A 16,531-nucleotide genomic window follows, 5' to 3' on the forward strand; every position below is an offset into this window, starting at 1 on the left:
CCGCGGACCGCGCGGGTGCCCTAATATGGTGCGGAAGGCGCGAGCGTTCCCTTGGGCGCGTTCGACGCAGCATCGAGCCCGGGCATGCGCCGGGCGATCCGGTCCGAGATTCGCCTCTCCGAACGGGATGGTTCGATCCGGCGGGCGCTTACGCCGTCCGCAGCGGCCCACCGACCAGCCAGGCCGGATCGAACCAGCGATCCGCCTCGCCGTCATAGGGCAGGCGGGTGACGTCCCAGTGCTGGATGTACTTCGCGTAGACGTTCCACACCGCGATGCCGCCGCCGACGAAGATGCGCCGGCCCGGATAGCGCTTGAGCACGTCCTCCGGATCCTCGTGCGAGCGGATCACGTCGATGGTGCGGTCCTTGAACGCGAATTCGGGCACCGAGGCCACCGTCTTCGGGCCGGCGATCAGCACGTGGCCCATGGTCAGCGCGAAGAACCGCGTCACGTCCTCCACGAAGAGCGGATCGGTGTTGCCCTCCCAGGGCAATTGCCCGTTCAGGCCGAGCTGGCCCCGCTGGCCGATGGCGCAGATGCAGCGGACGTCGATCATCGCGAACCTCGAAGAGAAACCGGAAGCGATGACCTCACATCATCGTCTTCTGCCCGCGCGACGGCGCGGCGGCGGTCATCCACCGGACGCGTCGGTTTCGGTCGAAGACCGGGACCGACGCAATAGGGAACAGCGGGCTTGGCCCGAATCCCGCCGGGGCCTGAGGCCCCGGCCCCCCGTCACTCGGGGGCGCGGAAATTCAGAACCCGATCGCTCGGGAAATCGTAGAGGCGGCCGGTCTCGTTCCATGCGGGGGACGAGAGGCGCACGAAGTGGGGCGCCAGTTCCTCAGGCGTGCGCAGGGTCTCCGGATCCTCGCCCGGCATGGCGGAGCGGCGCATCGCCGTACGCAGGGGGCCCGGATTGACCAGCATCGCCCGGATCGGCGTCGTCTCGGTCTCGGAGGCGTAGGTGCGCACCATCGCTTCCAAGGCCGCCTTGGTGACCGCGTAGGGCCCCCAATAGGCCCGCGCCTTGTGGGCGGCGCCCGAACTCACGAAGATCGCCCGGCCGGCATCGGACCGTTGCAGCAGCGGATCGAGCGAGCGGAGCAGGCGCCAATTGGCGGTCACGTTCACGTCGAGGGTCTGCTGCCACACCTTCGGGGTGATGTGGGCGAGCGGCATCAGCGCGCCGAGCACGCCGGCATTGCCGAGCAGAATGTCGAGCTTGCCGAAGCGCTCGTTGAGCGCCGCACCGAGCCGGTCGATGGCGTCCCAGTCGGTCAGGTTCAGCGGCACCAGCGTCGCGGAGGAGCCCGCCGCGCGGATCGCGTCGTCGAGTTCCTCCAGGGCGCCCTGGGTGCGGGCCACCGCGACGACATGCGCACCGGCCTCGGCCAATGCCAGGGCGGCCGCCCGACCGATGCCGCGCGAGGCGCCGGTGACGACCGCGACGCGGCCGTCGAGGACCTTGTCGGCCATCTTGCTCAATCCGCCTCGGCCAGCATCGCCAGCCGCTTCGGCCCGGCGATGGCGAGATCCGTCAACGCCGTCGGGTACTGACCGGTGAAGCAATGGTCGGTGTATTGCGGGCAGGCCTCGTCGCGGGCGTCCTCGCCCATCGCCCGGTAGAGGCCGGGGATCGACAGGAAGGCGAGCGAATCGGCGCCGATATAGCGGCGCATGCCTTCGAGATCGTGAGTCGCGGCGAGCAGCTTTTCGCGCTCGGGCGTGTCGATCCCGTAGAAATCCGGGAAGGTGATCGGCGGCGAGGCGATGCGGAAATGCACCTCGCGGGCGCCCGCATCCCGCATCATCTTGACGATCTTCACGGAGGTGGTGCCGCGCACGAGGCTGTCGTCGACGAGCACGATGCGCTTGCCCTCGATCGCCGCGCGGTTGGCGGAATGCTTCATGCGCACGCCGAGTTCGCGCACCGTCTGGGTCGGCTGGATGAAGGTGCGGCCGACATAATGGTTGCGGATGATGCCCATCTCGAAGGGCAGGCCGGCCTCCTGGGCGAAGCCGAGCGCCGCCGGCACGCCGGAATCCGGCACCGGCACGACGATGTCGGCCTGCGGCGCCGCCTCGCGGGCGAGTTCGCGACCGATGGCCTTGCGCACGGCGTAGACGCTCTTGCCGTTCACCACCGAATCCGGCCGGGCGAAGTAGATGTACTCGAAGATGCAGGGGCGCATCGGCCGCTTCTCGGCAAAGCGGATCGACTCGATCCCCTCCTCCGAGATCACGATCACCTCGCCGTTCTCCACGTCGCGGATGAAGCGGGCGCCGATGATGTCCAGCGCGCAGGTCTCGGAGGTCAGGATGTAGCGCCCGTCGAGTTCGCCGAGAACGAGGGGGCGGATGCCCATCGGGTCGCGGGCGCCGATCAGCTTCTTGTTGGTCAGCGCGACGATGGCGTAGGCGCCCTCGATCCGCTGCAGCGCGTCGATGAAGCGCTCGACGATGCGGGGTTTGCGCGAGCGGGCGGCCAGATGCAGGATCACCTCGGTGTCGGAGGTGGATTGCGTGATGGCGCCGTCCTGCACCAGTTCCCGGCGGATCGAGAGGGCGTTGGTCAGGTTGCCGTTATGCGCGACGGAGAGCCCGCCGCCGGCGAGTTCGGCGAAGAGCGGCTGGACGTTGCGCAGGATGGTGCCGCCGGTGGTCGAGTAGCGCACATGGCCGATGGCCGAGCGGCCGGCGAGGCGCTCGATCGTGCCGCGATCGGAGAAATTGTCGCCGACCAAGCCCTGACGGCGCTCGGAGTGGAACACGCCGTCGTCGTAGGAGACGATGCCGGCGGCTTCCTGGCCGCGGTGCTGCAGGGCGTGGAGCCCGAGCGCCACGATGGCCGAGGCGTCGTCGTGCCCGTAGATGCCGAAGACGCCGCATTCCTCGCGAAGCGTGTCGCCGTCGATGTCCCAGTCGTGGGCATCGGCGCTCGCGCTGACTGCTGACATGTCGCTCTCGAAATCCTGGCGGCGCGGGCGGCTTGCGCGGCCCCGCATCCGGCACGGCGGGAACGGTCGGGACCGGACCGTTCGGGTCCGGGACCGTCGTGAAACCGTTACCTATGCGGGGATCGCACCGCAACCAAGAGCCATTCCAGCATATCAGCGTTTCGGCGCAGGCGCCGTCGGACCCGCATCGCTGCGGCGCTGGGCCGGCAGATCGGTCTCGGGCGGGGGCTCCTCGGCGGGGGCATCCTTGGGTTTGCGCAGCTGCTTCAGGAAGCCTTCCGGATTGTCGGGAAGCTGCGCCACCAGCGCCTCGCCCGAGCTCTCGAGCAACGGCTTGCTCTTCGCCTGAGCGGCCCAATCGGGCACCTTGCCCTGGACGAGCCAGGCCAGGAACACCCAGCCGATCACGCAGATCAGGAAGCCCCGGCCCGCCCCGAAGACGAAGCCGAGCGAGCGGTCGACCGCGCCGATGCGCGAATCGAGCACGAGATCGGACACCTTCACGGTGACCAGGGAGACGACGATCAGGGTGCCGATGAAGATCGCGCCGATCGAGGCGACGAGCGCCACGGTGTCGCTGGAGACGTGCTGCTTGACGGTCGGCAGCAGCATCGGATGCAATGTCCAGGCAAGGGCGGCCGCCGCCACCCAGGCGATGATGGCGAGTACCTCGCGGGTCACGCCGCGCACGGCGGCGAGCAGCGCGGATACCAGCACGATGCCGAGCACCACGAGGTCGAGGACGGAGAACGGCATCTGTGGATACGCTGGTCCGGGGCGGAAGACGAAGGCACGGCCGCGACGGCTCCCCCGGACCGCGCGCCCTCAGTCGTTTGTACCGATATACCCCGGCCGCACACGGTCGTCACCTTCGCTCCGGGTGCCCTCGCGCGGGGATCGCTAGGACGTGGATCTTCCCTCCGCCCCGCCCATCACCCCGCCCCGTTTCCTGGTGCCGATCGCCGGTCTGTTCAGCGGGGTCCTGATCATCTCGCTGATCCTGGCGGGCAAGATCGCCGAAATCGGCGGGGTCACCTTCACGGCGGCCGTGATCGTCTTCCCGCTCTCCTACCTGTTCGGCGACGTCCTGACCGAGGTCTACGGCTACGCGAGCGCCCGCAAGGTCGTCTGGGCGGGCTTTGCCGTGCAGGTGATCTGGATCGTCAGCTACGGGATCGCCGCGGCCCTGCCGCCGGCGCCGTTCTGGACGCATCAGCAGGCCTTCGAGACGATCCTGGGTGCGACGCCGCGCCTCGCACTCGCCGGCATGGGCGCCTACCTCGTCGGCGAATTCCTCAATGCCTACGTGCTGGCCCGCCTCAAGCTGGCGCTGGCGGGCCGCTTCGTGGCCTTTCGTCTCATCGCCTCGACGGTGGTGGGACAGGCGGTCGATTCGGCCCTGTTCCTGACCTTGGCCTTCGCCGGCACCCTGCCTCCCGCCGAGCTGGTGCGGCTCGGGGTCTCGGTCTGGCTGCTCAAGGTCGGTTGGGAGATCCTGGCGCTGCCGCTCAGCCTGCCGCTGATCGCTTGGCTCAAACGGGAGGAGGGCCTCGACGCCGACGACCGGGGGACGGATTTCAACCCGTTCCGGCTGCGCGCGTGACGAGGCCGCGCGCCGTTCCGGTCCTGGAGCATCGGCTTTCCGGAAGCCGGCTCTCACCTTTCGGGCCGATCCTCCAGGCCGTTCCCGTGATAACCCGGTCTCTCCGCGATCATGGGGCGACGATGCCGATTTCGAACGACACCCTCCGAACCGGTCCCGGGTTCTCGCTCCGCGGATGGTGCGGCCTCGGCCCTGCCGCGCTGGCCTTGTCGCTCGCATCGCTTCCGCTGCGCGCGGAACCGTTCAGGCCCGTGCCGCGGGGCGACGGCGCCCCCCTCGAGGTGCTCGACGGTCCCATCCCGGGCCGGATCCGCGACGGCCTCGCGATCCTGACGCCGGGGGGCATCGTGATGTCGAAGGGCCTGTCGCCCTTCGACGCGTCGATGGCCGGCATCAAGAATCCCGACGCCATCATGCTCGGCGTCGGCAACCGGATCTCGTTCTGCCCGGCCCTGTCCTGCATCCGGGGGCCGGCCGACGGGCGGATCGATCCGGCCTTCTTCGATCACCAGCGCACCTCCCTGCTGATCTCGGCCCGGACGAAGCTCGACAACGCCGCCGAGGAGCAGACCCTTGCGGTCACGACGACGATCGGCACCGGCCGGCAGAAGGCCTGGGCTGCCAGAACGCCGTTCGGCCTCGGCGACAACGTCTCGAACGGCAACGCCACCTACCGGGTCGTCCAGGCCGGAACCTCGGGACCCCGGAATCCGCTGCCCCCGTCGCGTCCCGCCTCGGCGCCGTTCACGGTCACCGACGGATCGGTCACGTGGCTCTGGATCAACGATGCGCACATCGCCGCGAAGGTGGGCAGCTACTTCGAGACCGAGGTGGTCGAGGGGGCGGGCGCTGCCTGGAACGCGGCGTTCAACTACCACCTGCTCACGCCGCCGATCGTGGGCGGATTCTATCCCAACGTGGAGTTCGACTACGGCAACGATTCCGGCCGCGACTGTCCGCTCGGCATCGATTGCACCAACCTGCGGGTGGCCGCGAGCGGCAAGTCCATCACGACGAACCTCGCCATCGTCGGCAACGAGACGGCGGCGAACGGGTATTCGACCCTCTGGGGAATGCGCCTGAACGGGGACGGGCTCGCCTCGCAATCGGCCATCGAGGTCGACGCGGCCTCGCCCGTCGGGATCGGCTTCGGCCTGTCCGGGCTGGGGGGACAGTCGCACGCGATCGCGACCATTCAGGACAGTTCCACGGGTCCCGTTTCCTACCTCGTCTCCGGCGCCCACACGACGGCGAGCTTCCTCGACGATTCGTCCGCCCCGGTCTCGCTCAGCATCGGTGGCGCGAAGTCGGTGGCCGGCATCCGCGAAGGCTCACGGAGCCCGACCGGCATCGCCCTGCAGGGCAGCTACGGCGTGGCGCAGATCAGCGGGAACGGCTGGTCGGTCGATCCGCGCGGGCGCATCACCACCCGGGGCGGCGTGGTGGAGAGCGCGCCCGCAACCCCCGCCAGCAGCGCGGCTCCCTGCACCGTCGGCGAGCGCGCCTGGGACGCGCAGTTCGAGTATCGCTGCGTGGCCGCCAACCGGTGGAAGCGGGCGGCCCTGCAGGATTTCTGATCCGCGGGCGCCCCGCCCCCTACATCTCGTCGTCGTGGCGCACGGCCCGCGGCCGCCCGCCCCCCCGCCGCGGCGCGCCGGAGGCGATGCCGGCGACGAGATCGGCGATGTGGCGGAGCGCATCGGTCGGCAGCGCCCGGTCGCCGGTCTCGCTGCGCCCCTGCGGCGTCACCGCCTTGCCGAAGCCGAGCTTGAGCGCCTCCTTCAACCGGGCTGGCGCCTGCGAGACCGGACGCACCGCCCCCGACAATCCGAGTTCGCCGAAGAACACCGAGTCGGAGGGCAAAGCCGCCCCCGACAGCGAGGAGACCAGGGCGGCGGCGACCGCGAGGTCGGCGGCGGGCTCGGAGATGCGCAGGCCCCCCGCGACGTTGAGATAGACGTCGTGGCCGCCGAGGCGGATGCCGCCATGGGCCTCCAGCACCGCCAGCACCATCGACAGGCGGTTGGGATCCCAGCCGACCACGGCGCGGCGCGGCATGCCCAGCGACGAGGGCGCCACCAGCGCCTGGATCTCGACGAGGAGGGGCCGCGTGCCCTCCATCCCGGCGAAGACCGCCGTGCCCGGCGCGGCGTGATCGCGACCGGCCAGGAAGAGGGCGGAGGGGTTGGGCACCTCGGCGAGCCCCGCATCGGTCATCTCGAACACGCCGATCTCATCGGTCGGGCCGAAGCGGTTCTTGACCGCGCGCAGGATGCGGAAATGGTGCCCCTGGTCGCCCTCGAACGAGGCGACCGCATCGACCATGTGCTCGACCACCCGCGGTCCCGCGATCTGCCCGTCCTTGGTGACGTGGCCGACGAGGATCACCGCCGTGCCGGTCGTCTTGGCGAAGCGGATCAGGGCCTGGGCGGACGAGCGCACCTGCGTGACCGTGCCGGGGGCCGATTCCACCGTCTCGGTCCACATGGTCTGGATCGAGTCGATGATGGTGAGCGCGGGCGGGTGTCCCTGCGACAGCGTCTCGACGATGTCCTCGACATTGGTCTGGGCCGCCAGCTCCACCGGATATTGGGCGAGCCCCAGCCGCTCGGCCCGCAGGCGCACCTGCCCGACCGCCTCCTCGCCGGAGATGTAGGCGACGCGCGCGCCGGTCTTGGCCATGGCGGCGGAGGCCTGCATCAGCAGGGTCGATTTGCCGATGCCGGGATCGCCGCCCAGCAGGATCACCGAGCCGCGCACGAAGCCGCCGCCGGTGACGCGGTCCAGTTCATTGATGCCGGAGGCCGTGCGCGGCGCTTCCTTGGCCTCGCCGGTCAGCCCTTCGAGGGGAAACACCCGGCCCCGCGCCCGCGACGGACGGGTCGCGGCGGGCCCGGATTGCGGGCCGGCGGCGGCGACCTCCTCCTGGATCGTGTTCCAGCCGTTGCAGGCCTCGCAGCGCCCGCGCCAGCGATTGTAGACCGCCCCGCAGGACTGGCAGACGAAAGTCTGTTGGATCTTGGCCATACGGGGCTCGGGACGGAAATTCTTCGAACCTCCCATCCATCCCCCTCATCCTGAGGTGCTGAGCGTCGCTCAGCCTCGAAGGAGGGCTCCAGAACACGCGCGGCTGGCTGGAGCCCGCCTTCGAGGCCTCCGCTTCGCTGCGGCACCTCAGGACGAGGGGGTGGGTGGGAGAGTTCGATCACTCTACATAATTACGAACATAACGAGAACCCAGACCGGTCAGGATCTCGTAGCCGATCGTGCCCGCCGCCTGTCCGACCGTATCGATGTCGAGCCGATCGCCGATCAGCGTCGCCGTGCCGCCGCGGCGGGCGGCGGGCGCGTCGGTGACGTCGAGGATGATCAGATCCATCGAGATCAAGCCGAGGATCGGGCAGGGCACGCCGCCGACGAGCGCACGGCCCCGGCCGCTCGCCGCGCGGGGATAGCCGTCGGCGTAGCCGAGGGAGAGGGTGGCGAGGCGGCGCGGGCCGGGGGCGGTCCAGCGGGCATTGTAGCCGCAGGTCTCGCCGGCCTCGACATGGCGGATCTGGAGGATCGTCGCCTCCAGCCGCACCACGGGCCGCATCGGGTTCGGCCGGCCCGGCTCCGGGTTGCCGCCGAACAGGGCATAGCCCGGGCGCAGCAGGTCGTGGCGCGTATCGCCCGCAAGCCAAGTGCCCGACGAGTTGGCGAGCGAGGCGCGCGCGCGCGGGAATGCCGCGCGAAGACGAGCGAAGTCGGCGGCCTGCCGGACGTTGATCGGGTCGGCGGGGCACTCGGCACTGACGAGGTGGCTCATCACGAGGTCGATGCCGGCTTGGCCGATCACCGGATCGCCCGCGAGCTCCAGCGCTTGCGCCACGGACAATCCGAGCCGGTTCATGCCGGTATCGACATGGAGCGCCGCCAAAAGGCGCCCGTCCGAGACGGCGGCCCATTCGGCCAGTTCCTCCCGGTCGCCGAGAACCGGGCGCAGGGCGTGCCCGGCGAAGGCCGCTCCCGCGCCGGGGGGCAGACCGTTGAGCACGTAGATCGCCGCCTCCGGCAGGAGCTTTCGCGCGGCGATCCCCTCGGACAGGTGGGCGACGAAGACGGTGCGGCAGCCGGCCCTGGCCAAAGCGGGGGCAACCGCCGACAGGCCGCAGCCATAGGCATCGGCCTTCACCACGGCGCCGCACTCGGCGTGCGGGGCCCGGGCCGCCAGCGCGCGCCAGTTCGCGACCAACGCCGCGAGATCGACCGTCAGGCGCGCGCCGTGACCGGGGGACAGGTCCGAGGCGATGATCAGGCCTCCCCGCCCGGGAGCGGCCAGGGCACCGGCCGAGTCATGACGTCATCGAAAGCGTAGGGGCACTCGGCGGGGAAGATGCTCTCGTCGAGGCCGGTCTCTCCGGCCGCATCGATGCGGGCACGACGATACGCGTTGGCAACGGCACCGGGCACCCTGCGGGAGAGACTCGGATGGCGCTCCAAAACGTCCTCGATGTCGAGACGGCCATTGCGAATCGATAGATGCCAGCTCCTGCTGCGCCGCTCCGGCTGATACTCCCACTTCAGAAGATGCATCAGCGTGATCCGCAGCGCGCTCTCCATTCGGTTGTAGATCGCGCCGCCCAAGTCCTCGATCTCCTCGGCCAGATTGAGCGCGTCGAGGGCGGAGAACTGCCCGCGCCGCAGGGCGAGGGCCTGCTCGTAGGCCCAGGCATAGAGATCCCGGTCAAGATGATCGGAACCCGAACGGGCGTGAGCAGCCTCGGCGAGCCGACGCGCGAGGGGCTCTGCGAACGCTGAAGAGGGAGCCTCTGAAGCAAGTGCGATGAGATAGCGATTGGCTGGACCACCGTCCGGCGCGACATCACTGACCTTTGGCAAGACCGACACAGGCGAGACGGGGCGCCCCTCTTCAAGGAGGCGGCCCACAACCTCGAACACGCCGCGATGAAGGTTCTGGGTCCAATCCTCGTCGCGCAGGATTGCCGCGATCCGACCATGGGTCGTCGGATCGGCCAGCATCAGGCCCACAAGCATCCGCTCGGCCTCGAAAACCTCGTTGAGCGTCGGCGGCGCGGGCGGGCGCGCCTGCGTTGCGAGAGCCACGGGCTGCTCCGATCGATCAGGACCGAACGATCCTATCACATCTGCTCGGGCATCCGATCACTCTGCGCCAGGTTCGAGAATCGGGTGATGTTAGCGTCGAATTGCAGTTCCACCGTGCCGGTCGGGCCGTGGCGCTGCTTGCCGAGGATGACCTCGGCCTTGCCGTGGACGCGCTGCATCTCCTGTTCCCAGGCGAAGAACTCCTCCGTGCCCTCGCGCGGCTTCTTGTTGCCGACGTAGTATTCCTCGCGGAACACGAACATCACGACGTCGGCGTCCTGCTCGATCGAGCCGGATTCGCGCAGGTCGGAGAGCTGGGGTCGCTTGTCGTCGCGGTTCTCGACCTGACGGGAGAGCTGGGACAGGCCGATGATCGGCACCGCCAGCTCCTTGGCGAGCGCCTTCATGCCGGTGGTGATCTCGGTCATCTCCTGCACGCGGTTGTCGCTCTTCTTGCCGGAGCCGGAGAGCAGCTGGAGATAATCGATGATCAGCAGGTCGAGGCCCTTCTGCCGCTTGAGCCGCCGGGCGCGGGCCGCGAGCTGGGCGATGGAGATGCCGCCGGTCTGGTCGATGTAGAACGGGATGGTCTGCATGTCCCGCGCGGCGTCGGTGATCTTGTAGAAGTCTTCGGGCCGGATGTCGCCGCGGCGGATCTTGTAGGAGGGCACGCCGGATTGCTCGGCGATGATGCGGGTGGCGAGCTGCTCGGCCGACATTTCCAGCGAGAAGAAGCCGACGATGCCGCCGTTGACGGTCTGCATCGTGCCGTCGGGCTGCTTCTCGCCGCGATAGGCCTTGGCGATGTTGAAGGCGATGTTGGTCACGAGCGAGGTCTTGCCCATGGCCGGGCGTCCCGCGAGGATGATGAGATCCGACGGCTGCAGGCCGCCCATCTTGGCGTCGAGATCGGTCAGCCCCGTGGAAATGCCCGAGAGCTTGCCGTCGCGCTGGTAGGCCTTGGCCGCCATGTCGATGGCCGCCGTGAGCGCGTCGGAGAATTTCTGGAAGCCGCCGTCATACTTGCCGGATTCGGCGAGTTCGTAGAGGCGGCGCTCGGTCGCCTCGATCTGGTCGCGGGGCCGCGACTCGACCGGGGCCTCGTAGGCGCCGTTGACCATGTCCTCGCCGATGGTGATGAGGCGGCGGCGGATGGCGAGATCGTAGATGGTGCGGCCGTACTCGCCCGCGTTGATGACGGTTGTGGCTTCCGCCGCGAGGCGGGCGAGGTACTGCATCGGCGTGACGCCGCCGAGATCCGCGTCGCCCAGATAGGTCTTGAGCGTGATCGGCGTGGCGAGCTTGCCGGCCTTGATCAGCGTGATCGCGACCTCGAAGATCTGGCGGTGGACCGCCTCCATGAAGTGCTCGGGGAGCAGGAAGTCCGAGACGCGGTAATAGGCGTCGTTGTTGACCATGATCGCGCCGAGCAGGGCCTGCTCGGCGTCGATGTTGTGCGGCGGCACCCGGTACTCGGCCTGGACCGCTTCGAGCTTGGCCGCGAGGGCGTTGGGCAGGGCCATGGCGTCTCACGCTCCGTTGCCGCGGCCGCGATCGGCCGCTGGTTTCCATGCCCGCCGGACCATGCGCCGGGGTGGTGAATTTTTCTTGAGAATCATCTCGGATCTCGGATCCAAGACGATTCTCTCGGTCTCTGTGCCGCATCGGCCTGTCCGAAAGCCGGTCCCCACCTTTCGGGCCGATGCTCTAAGCCACCGCCTGCGAGACGACTGCAGCACACGTGCCACGGTCCCTCAAACGCACGACGCCCGCGATTCCCGGTGAGGGAATCGCGGGCGCCATGCTGGAACGAATTGAGAACAAGTCAACGCCGAAGCCCGGCGCATCCCCGTTCTCCACCGCCGAACGCATCGGTTTCGAAAGGACAAGTCCTTTCGCGGGTCCAGGTCAGAGCCCTGGCTTGAAGGGAGACCGGGGCTCTGCCCCGATCCCCACCAAAGGGATGATCCCTCTGGAAACCCGAACTTAGCCGCGGTCGTCGGCGCCTTCGCCGGCATCGGCGAGGGCCTGGCCGACTTCGAGGCCGAGATCGTCGAGGTTGAACTGCTCGCGCTCGGTGACCGACTCGCCGCGGGCCTGACGCTCGGCCTCTTCCGGCGAACGGGCGACGTTGACGGTGACGTTCACCTCGACCTCGGGGTGCAGCGTGACCGGCACGGTATGCAGGCCCAGGGTCTTGATCGGCTGGTTGAGCACGAACTGGCCGCGCTCGACCGAGAAGCCCTCCTTGGTGACGACATCGGCGAGATCGCGGGTCGAGACCGAGCCGTAGAGCACGCCGGTCTCGCCGGACTGGCGGATCAGCACGAAGCTCTGGCCATCGAGCTTCTCGGCGACGGTCTGGGCCTCGTTGCGACGCTCGAGGTTGCGGGCCTCGAGCTGGGCGCGCTGGGTCTCGAAGTGCTTCTTGTTGTTCTCGGTCGCGCGCAGGGCCTTGCCGCGGGCGAGCAGGAAGTTGCGGGCGTAGCCGGGACGCACGTTCACGGTCTCGCCCATCTGGCCGAGCTTGGCGACGCGTTCGAGCAGGATGACTTCCATCTGACTTCTCCTTGAGTGGGTTGGAAGCTGGGGGTCTCAGGCGCCGCTGCGGGGTTGCGGGCGGCGCCGGTCGAGGGCGGTGTCGGCGATGCCGAACAGGACGAGCGCCAGCATGGCGATGCCCTGGGTCAGCAGCAGCACGACGTAGAGGCCGATCAGCAGGCCGAGCCGGCCCGGCCGGCCGCGGCTGCGATCGTGAAAGGCGGCGAGCCCCTGGAGGGCGAAGGCGGCGGAGAGCGCGCCGATCAGGGCGATGCCGAGCACGCCGACGAAGCCCGGCGCCAGCGACAGCGCCAGGGCGCCGACGAGGACGAGAAGCACGCTTCGCGGCATCGCGGTCGCGGGGATGTCCGGCCAGGGGCGGGGCAGGCGCCCGGAGATCTGGACGATGCGGGCGGCGGCCCAGAGGTAGAAGGTAAAGAGCACCGCGAGGCCCTGCGCGGCCAGGGCCGGGGCGAGGGTGGCCAGCGCGTCGGCGACCTCGCCGGCGAGATCGTCCGCGGCGGGCGGCGCGGCGTCGGGTGCCTCGGCTTTCGGCGCGTCCGACTTCGCGGCATCCCCTTCCGCGGCGTTGCCCTGGGCGGGCGGCGGAAGGCGCCCGCGCTGGACCTGCACCTGCACGACCCGGCGGCTCATCTGCCCGATCTGGGTGCGGAAGGTGTCGTAATCGGGCGAGGCGATGACCGCGATGGCCACGAAGGCGAGGGCGGCGGTACCCGCGACCCAGGCCAGCAGGCGGCCGGTCGGATACCATTCGAGGGTGCCGTCCCGTCCCGGCCGGCCGAGCATCGCCAGATAGGCGAGCCACCAGGCGGGGATCGCCAGATAGGCCGCGAAGGCCAGCCCGAGATAAGGAGAGACGATGAGGGCGAGCGCGACGGCGCCGCTCGCCACGGCGGCGAGCCCGGCCCGATGGCTCCAGCCCAGGCCGACGATCAGGATCGGCAGGGGGGCAAGCAGGTAGAGAAGGATGGCGAGCGCGCTGGCCTTCAGCAGGAGGCCGAACAGGAGCGCGGCCACGAGGCCGGCGCCGACGCCGATACCGATGTCCTTGCCCATCAAAACCAGTCCGCTGTCCCGCTGCGTCAAGCAGGGTTAGAGGCGCATTCCGGCGCCCCAACGATCGGACGGCCCGCCAATCGGGTCGCCCTCACGAGATCGACCGGCCCGCCTGAGCGGGCCGGCGAAGAGTCCTACTTGATGACGTAGGGCAGCAGGCCGAGGAAGCGGGAGCGCTTGATCGCCTGGGCGAGCTCGCGCTGCTTCTTGGCCGAGACCGCCGTGATGCGCGACGGCACGATCTTGCCGCGCTCCGACACGTAGCGGGAGAGCAGCTTCACGTCCTTGTAGTCGATCTTCGGAGCATTCGCGCCCGAGAAGGGGCAGGTCTTGCGCCGACGGAAGAACGGACGACGGCCACCGCCGCCGCCACCAGCACCGAAAGCCATGATCAGTTCTCCCCGCCGAAGTTGCGCTCGGGCCGGTCGCCGCGATCGCCACGGTCACCGCCGAAGCCGCCGCCGAAATCGTCGTCGCGACGACGCGGACGGTCGCCGCGGTCACGATCCTTGCGGTCGTCGCGGTCACGCTTCTGCATCATCGCGGAAGGCTCGGCCTCCAGCTGCTCGACGCGGACGGTCATGAAGCGCAGCACGTCCTCGGAGATCTGCATCTGGCGCTCCATCTCGGCCAGGGCGGCCGGAGGGGCGGAGATGTTGAGGAGCGTGAAATGCGCCTTGCGGTTCTTCTTGATGCGGTAGGCGAGGGACTTGACGCCCCAGGACTCGATCTTCTCGATCGTGCCGCCGCCCGCCTCGATGACACCCTTGTAGGTCTCGACCATGGTCTCGACCTGCTGGGACGTCACGTCCTGGCGCGCCAGGAAGACGTGCTCGTAGAGAGGCATTTTCGGGCCTTATCCAACGACAAAGGAGGCCCGCACCGCGGGTTCAGCGGAGTCGGGCCGGCTCAACTCGCATCCTCTCGGCGCCAAGCCCTTCGAGCCGTTGTGATGGCCCGAGCGGTTGATCGAAGGCGGAGACACGGGACGACGGGTTTTTTGGAAGAACCCTGTGCCCAAAGAGAATGTCTCTTAACGGCACCGTCCGTTCAGCCCCCGGCCGGAGCGGATACGGAGGCCGGGCCTTTAGGGGGTTTTTAGCGCGAGGGCAAGAGCGAGCAGCTAGATCGAGATAAGGTAGGACAAAACCCGCTCGGCAACCGACGGTAACAACCACTTCATCGATACTCGTTAGGCTCGACGAATCCCACCAGACGGGCGGATTCGATGGCGGCACCCGATCTCAAGTCGTTGGCGAAACATATTTCTGCGGACGTTCTATCCGCCATGTCCATTGGCTTGACTGCGCCAATCACCATGATGATCCGCCACGAGCCCGGATCGAATACCTACTGTCTTGTTTGGGATGCAAGCAAGATCTACGCTTCGATGGTCGGCATATCGATATTTCTTGCTATTCTCATCGTCGGTCGCTTGCGCAAATGGAAAAATTTACAAAAATCTAAATATAAATTAGAAAATACCCCTATATATTAGATCTGTAGTGATATATTATGCTCTTATTACACATCATAATTCAAATAAATCCGGCATCGAAAATTTTATAATAATGCTCAAGCTCATAGATGCGACGCATTTGATCAATTGCGAAGGTGATTTGCATCGTACGAAGTCGGGCTGCCAGCCTTTCGAAACATCGGGTTGGGCTTCAAGCACCCCTCCGGGCTCGCCTTCACCCCCCTCTGCATTTGAGATGCCGATACATGGGTTCGCGCTTTGCCACGGACGGGCGGCGCGGAACTGATCTCGCTCCCCCCGAAACTTCCGCCGGGCAAGCGGCGAGGCAAGGCGCATGAAAACTCTGATCGCCGGGCCCCGCTCTCAGGGCTGTCTATTTCAGCGAGCCGGCGATCGCCTGCTGAATTCCCAAAATATCGGCGCCGCGCTTGAGCGTGCGCTGGATCGGATCGGGCCGCCCCGAAACCCAGATCTTCAGCTCGGAATCCATGTCGAAGCTGCCCGCCGTCTCCACCGAGAAGGAGGTGATGGCGCGGTAGGGGACCGTCAGGTACTCGACCTTGCGGCCGGTGACGCCCTGGCGGTCGACGAGGATCAGGCGGCGATCGGTGAAGACTATGAGGTCGCGGATGACCTTGAAGGCGACGCGCACGCTCTCGCCCGGTGCGAGCACGCCCGCGAGCTGCTGATCGACCTCGCCGGCCGCGAGATCGCTGCCATGCCCGAGCAACCCGTCGAGTAGACCCATCGTCGTCCCCTCCCTGTGGCGCCCGGCGGATCCGACCGCGGGCGATCCGCCGGGATGTGGGAATGGCTGCGCTCGCGCGCGAGGGGTATGGCGCGCCGCGGCGTGAGCGGCGAGCGATCCTCGCCTTCACACCGCGGCCGGCTGCTCGATCCGGCCGGCGCGCAGGGACACGGTGCGGTCGCACAGGCGAGCGAGGCCGGGATCGTGGGTGACGAGGACGAGCGTCGCCCCGCGGTCGCGCTTCAGGCCGAACAGGAGCTCGACGATCTGGCGGCCGGTGGCCTCGTCGAGATTGCCGGTGGGCTCGTCGGCCACCAGGATCGCCGGATCGGGGGCGAGCGCCCGGGCGATGGCGACGCGCTGCTGCTCGCCGCCGGAGAGCTGCGCCGGGTAGTGGCGCAGGCGATGGCCGAGCCCCACCGCCTCCAGCTCCGCAGCCGCCCGCCCATGCGGGTCGGGCGCGTTCGCCAATTCCAGCGGCAAAGCCACGTTCTCCAGGGCGGTCATGGTCGGCACGAGGTGGAAGGCCTGGAACACGATGCCGATGTTGCGCCCGCGGAAACGGGCCAGGCCGTCCTCGTCGAGGCCGGAGAGATCGGTATCCGCGATGGTGACGCGGCCGGAATCCGGCCGTTCGAGCCCGGCCATCACCGTGAGCAGCGTCGACTTGCCCGAGCCCGAGGGGCCGACGAGCCCGACCGCCTCGCCCCGCTCGACATCCAGCGAGATGCCGCGCAACACGTGGACCCGGGCGGGGCCGCGGCCGAGGCTCAACTCGATCTGCGACAGGGAGACGGCCTTGTTCGACATCGGGGAGGGACCGATCTTGGATCGAGGACGGACGGGACCGAACGGAGGACGGCGGCCTTGCGCAGCGCGAACGACACCCGGAACGCGGCGGGCAGGGGCTTTCCGTCCCGGCTCGGCCGGGTTCTGCTTTCGGGGCGGCTTGTCCCACGGACGCGCCGGGCGCGCGAGACCGCGCGCGGGCTCGATATGGGGGGCCTGCGGGG

General features: G+C 68.6%; 17 protein-coding genes. 3 read left to right on the forward strand and 14 right to left on the reverse strand.

Annotated features, from left to right (window positions below; all coding sequences use genetic code 11):
- Positions 1-148: 148 nt before the first annotated feature.
- The 4 genes from OWC43_RS13975 to OWC43_RS13990 all read right to left on the reverse strand — a co-directional run bounded on the left by OWC43_RS13975 (position 149) and on the right by OWC43_RS13990 (position 3,719).
- On the reverse strand, positions 149-559 hold the full coding sequence (locus OWC43_RS13975; RefSeq protein WP_393957087.1) for a dihydrofolate reductase: 411 nt from the start codon (positions 557-559) through the stop codon (positions 149-151).
- Between the two features lie 179 nt (positions 560-738).
- Positions 739-1,482, reverse strand: coding sequence for an SDR family NAD(P)-dependent oxidoreductase (locus tag OWC43_RS13980; protein ID WP_393957088.1), 744 nt, complete (start codon positions 1,480-1,482; stop codon positions 739-741).
- Between the two features lie 5 nt (positions 1,483-1,487).
- Positions 1,488-2,963: an amidophosphoribosyltransferase gene (purF, locus tag OWC43_RS13985; RefSeq protein WP_137830951.1), complete on the reverse strand. Its 1,476-nt coding sequence runs from the start codon at positions 2,961-2,963 to the stop codon at positions 1,488-1,490.
- A 153-nt stretch (positions 2,964-3,116) separates the two neighbouring features.
- Complete coding sequence (locus OWC43_RS13990) at positions 3,117-3,719, reverse strand: CvpA family protein (protein WP_137830952.1); 603 nt, start codon at positions 3,717-3,719, stop codon at positions 3,117-3,119.
- A 151-nt stretch (positions 3,720-3,870) separates the two neighbouring features.
- On the opposite strand from OWC43_RS13990, the gene OWC43_RS13995 reads away from it, so the two are divergent.
- Both OWC43_RS13995 and OWC43_RS14000 read left to right on the forward strand, forming a co-directional pair.
- A complete protein-coding gene (locus OWC43_RS13995; RefSeq protein WP_393957089.1) occupies positions 3,871-4,566 on the forward strand; it encodes a queuosine precursor transporter in 696 nt (231 codons plus the stop codon).
- Positions 4,567-4,817: 251 nt separating this feature from the next.
- Positions 4,818-6,143, forward strand: a complete 1,326-nt coding sequence (locus tag OWC43_RS14000; protein WP_238308021.1) for a hypothetical protein — start codon at positions 4,818-4,820, stop codon at positions 6,141-6,143.
- 19 nt (positions 6,144-6,162) lie between these two features.
- Here the strand turns inward: OWC43_RS14000 and radA are convergent, their stop codons facing one another.
- The 8 genes from radA to rpsF all read right to left on the reverse strand — a co-directional run bounded on the left by radA (position 6,163) and on the right by rpsF (position 14,137).
- Positions 6,163-7,593, reverse strand: coding sequence for a DNA repair protein RadA (gene radA, locus OWC43_RS14005; RefSeq protein WP_393957091.1), 1,431 nt, complete (start codon positions 7,591-7,593; stop codon positions 6,163-6,165).
- 178 nt (positions 7,594-7,771) lie between these two features.
- Positions 7,772-8,863: an alanine racemase gene (gene alr / locus OWC43_RS14010; RefSeq protein WP_393958562.1), complete on the reverse strand. Its 1,092-nt coding sequence runs from the start codon at positions 8,861-8,863 to the stop codon at positions 7,772-7,774.
- A complete protein-coding gene (locus tag OWC43_RS14015) occupies positions 8,860-9,711 on the reverse strand; it encodes a DUF29 family protein (protein ID WP_393957092.1) in 852 nt (283 codons plus the stop codon). The genes alr and OWC43_RS14015 overlap by 4 nt, the downstream gene beginning before the upstream one ends.
- Positions 9,708-11,195 (reverse strand): replicative DNA helicase, encoded by a 1,488-nt coding sequence (locus OWC43_RS14020; protein ID WP_137830956.1) that lies wholly within the window; start codon positions 11,193-11,195, stop codon positions 9,708-9,710. Before OWC43_RS14020 ends, OWC43_RS14015 begins: the two co-directional genes overlap by 4 nt.
- Positions 11,196-11,658: 463 nt before the next feature.
- Positions 11,659-12,231 (reverse strand): 50S ribosomal protein L9, encoded by a 573-nt coding sequence (gene rplI, locus OWC43_RS14025; RefSeq protein ID WP_137830957.1) that lies wholly within the window; start codon positions 12,229-12,231, stop codon positions 11,659-11,661.
- A 36-nt stretch (positions 12,232-12,267) separates the two neighbouring features.
- Positions 12,268-13,290 (reverse strand): DUF2232 domain-containing protein, encoded by a 1,023-nt coding sequence (locus tag OWC43_RS14030; protein WP_393957093.1) that lies wholly within the window; start codon positions 13,288-13,290, stop codon positions 12,268-12,270.
- Between the two features lie 134 nt (positions 13,291-13,424).
- On the reverse strand, positions 13,425-13,679 hold the full coding sequence (rpsR, locus tag OWC43_RS14035) for a 30S ribosomal protein S18 (RefSeq protein ID WP_091948993.1): 255 nt from the start codon (positions 13,677-13,679) through the stop codon (positions 13,425-13,427).
- Positions 13,680-13,681: 2 nt separating this feature from the next.
- Entirely contained in the window at positions 13,682-14,137 is a 456-nt protein-coding gene (rpsF, locus tag OWC43_RS14040; protein ID WP_137830959.1) for a 30S ribosomal protein S6, read from the reverse strand.
- 381 nt (positions 14,138-14,518) lie between these two features.
- On the opposite strand from rpsF, the gene OWC43_RS14045 reads away from it, so the two are divergent.
- Complete coding sequence (locus tag OWC43_RS14045; RefSeq protein WP_393957094.1) at positions 14,519-14,788, forward strand: hypothetical protein; 270 nt, start codon at positions 14,519-14,521, stop codon at positions 14,786-14,788.
- 355 nt (positions 14,789-15,143) lie between these two features.
- On the opposite strand, the gene OWC43_RS14050 is transcribed toward OWC43_RS14045, so the two are convergent.
- Both OWC43_RS14050 and OWC43_RS14055 read right to left on the reverse strand, forming a co-directional pair.
- The gene (locus OWC43_RS14050; protein ID WP_137830961.1) at positions 15,144-15,518 is read right to left on the reverse strand and encodes a PH domain-containing protein; all 375 of its coding nucleotides are present in this window, start codon (positions 15,516-15,518) and stop codon (positions 15,144-15,146) included.
- A gap of 126 nt (positions 15,519-15,644) precedes the next feature.
- Positions 15,645-16,328 (reverse strand): ABC transporter ATP-binding protein, encoded by a 684-nt coding sequence (locus OWC43_RS14055; RefSeq protein WP_238308022.1) that lies wholly within the window; start codon positions 16,326-16,328, stop codon positions 15,645-15,647.
- Between the last annotated feature and the right edge of the window lie 203 nt (positions 16,329-16,531).

Origin of the sequence: Methylorubrum sp. POS3 (assembly GCF_043352485.1) — a bacterium.
Taxonomy (GTDB): Bacteria; Pseudomonadota; Alphaproteobacteria; order Rhizobiales; family Beijerinckiaceae; genus Methylobacterium; species Methylobacterium suomiense.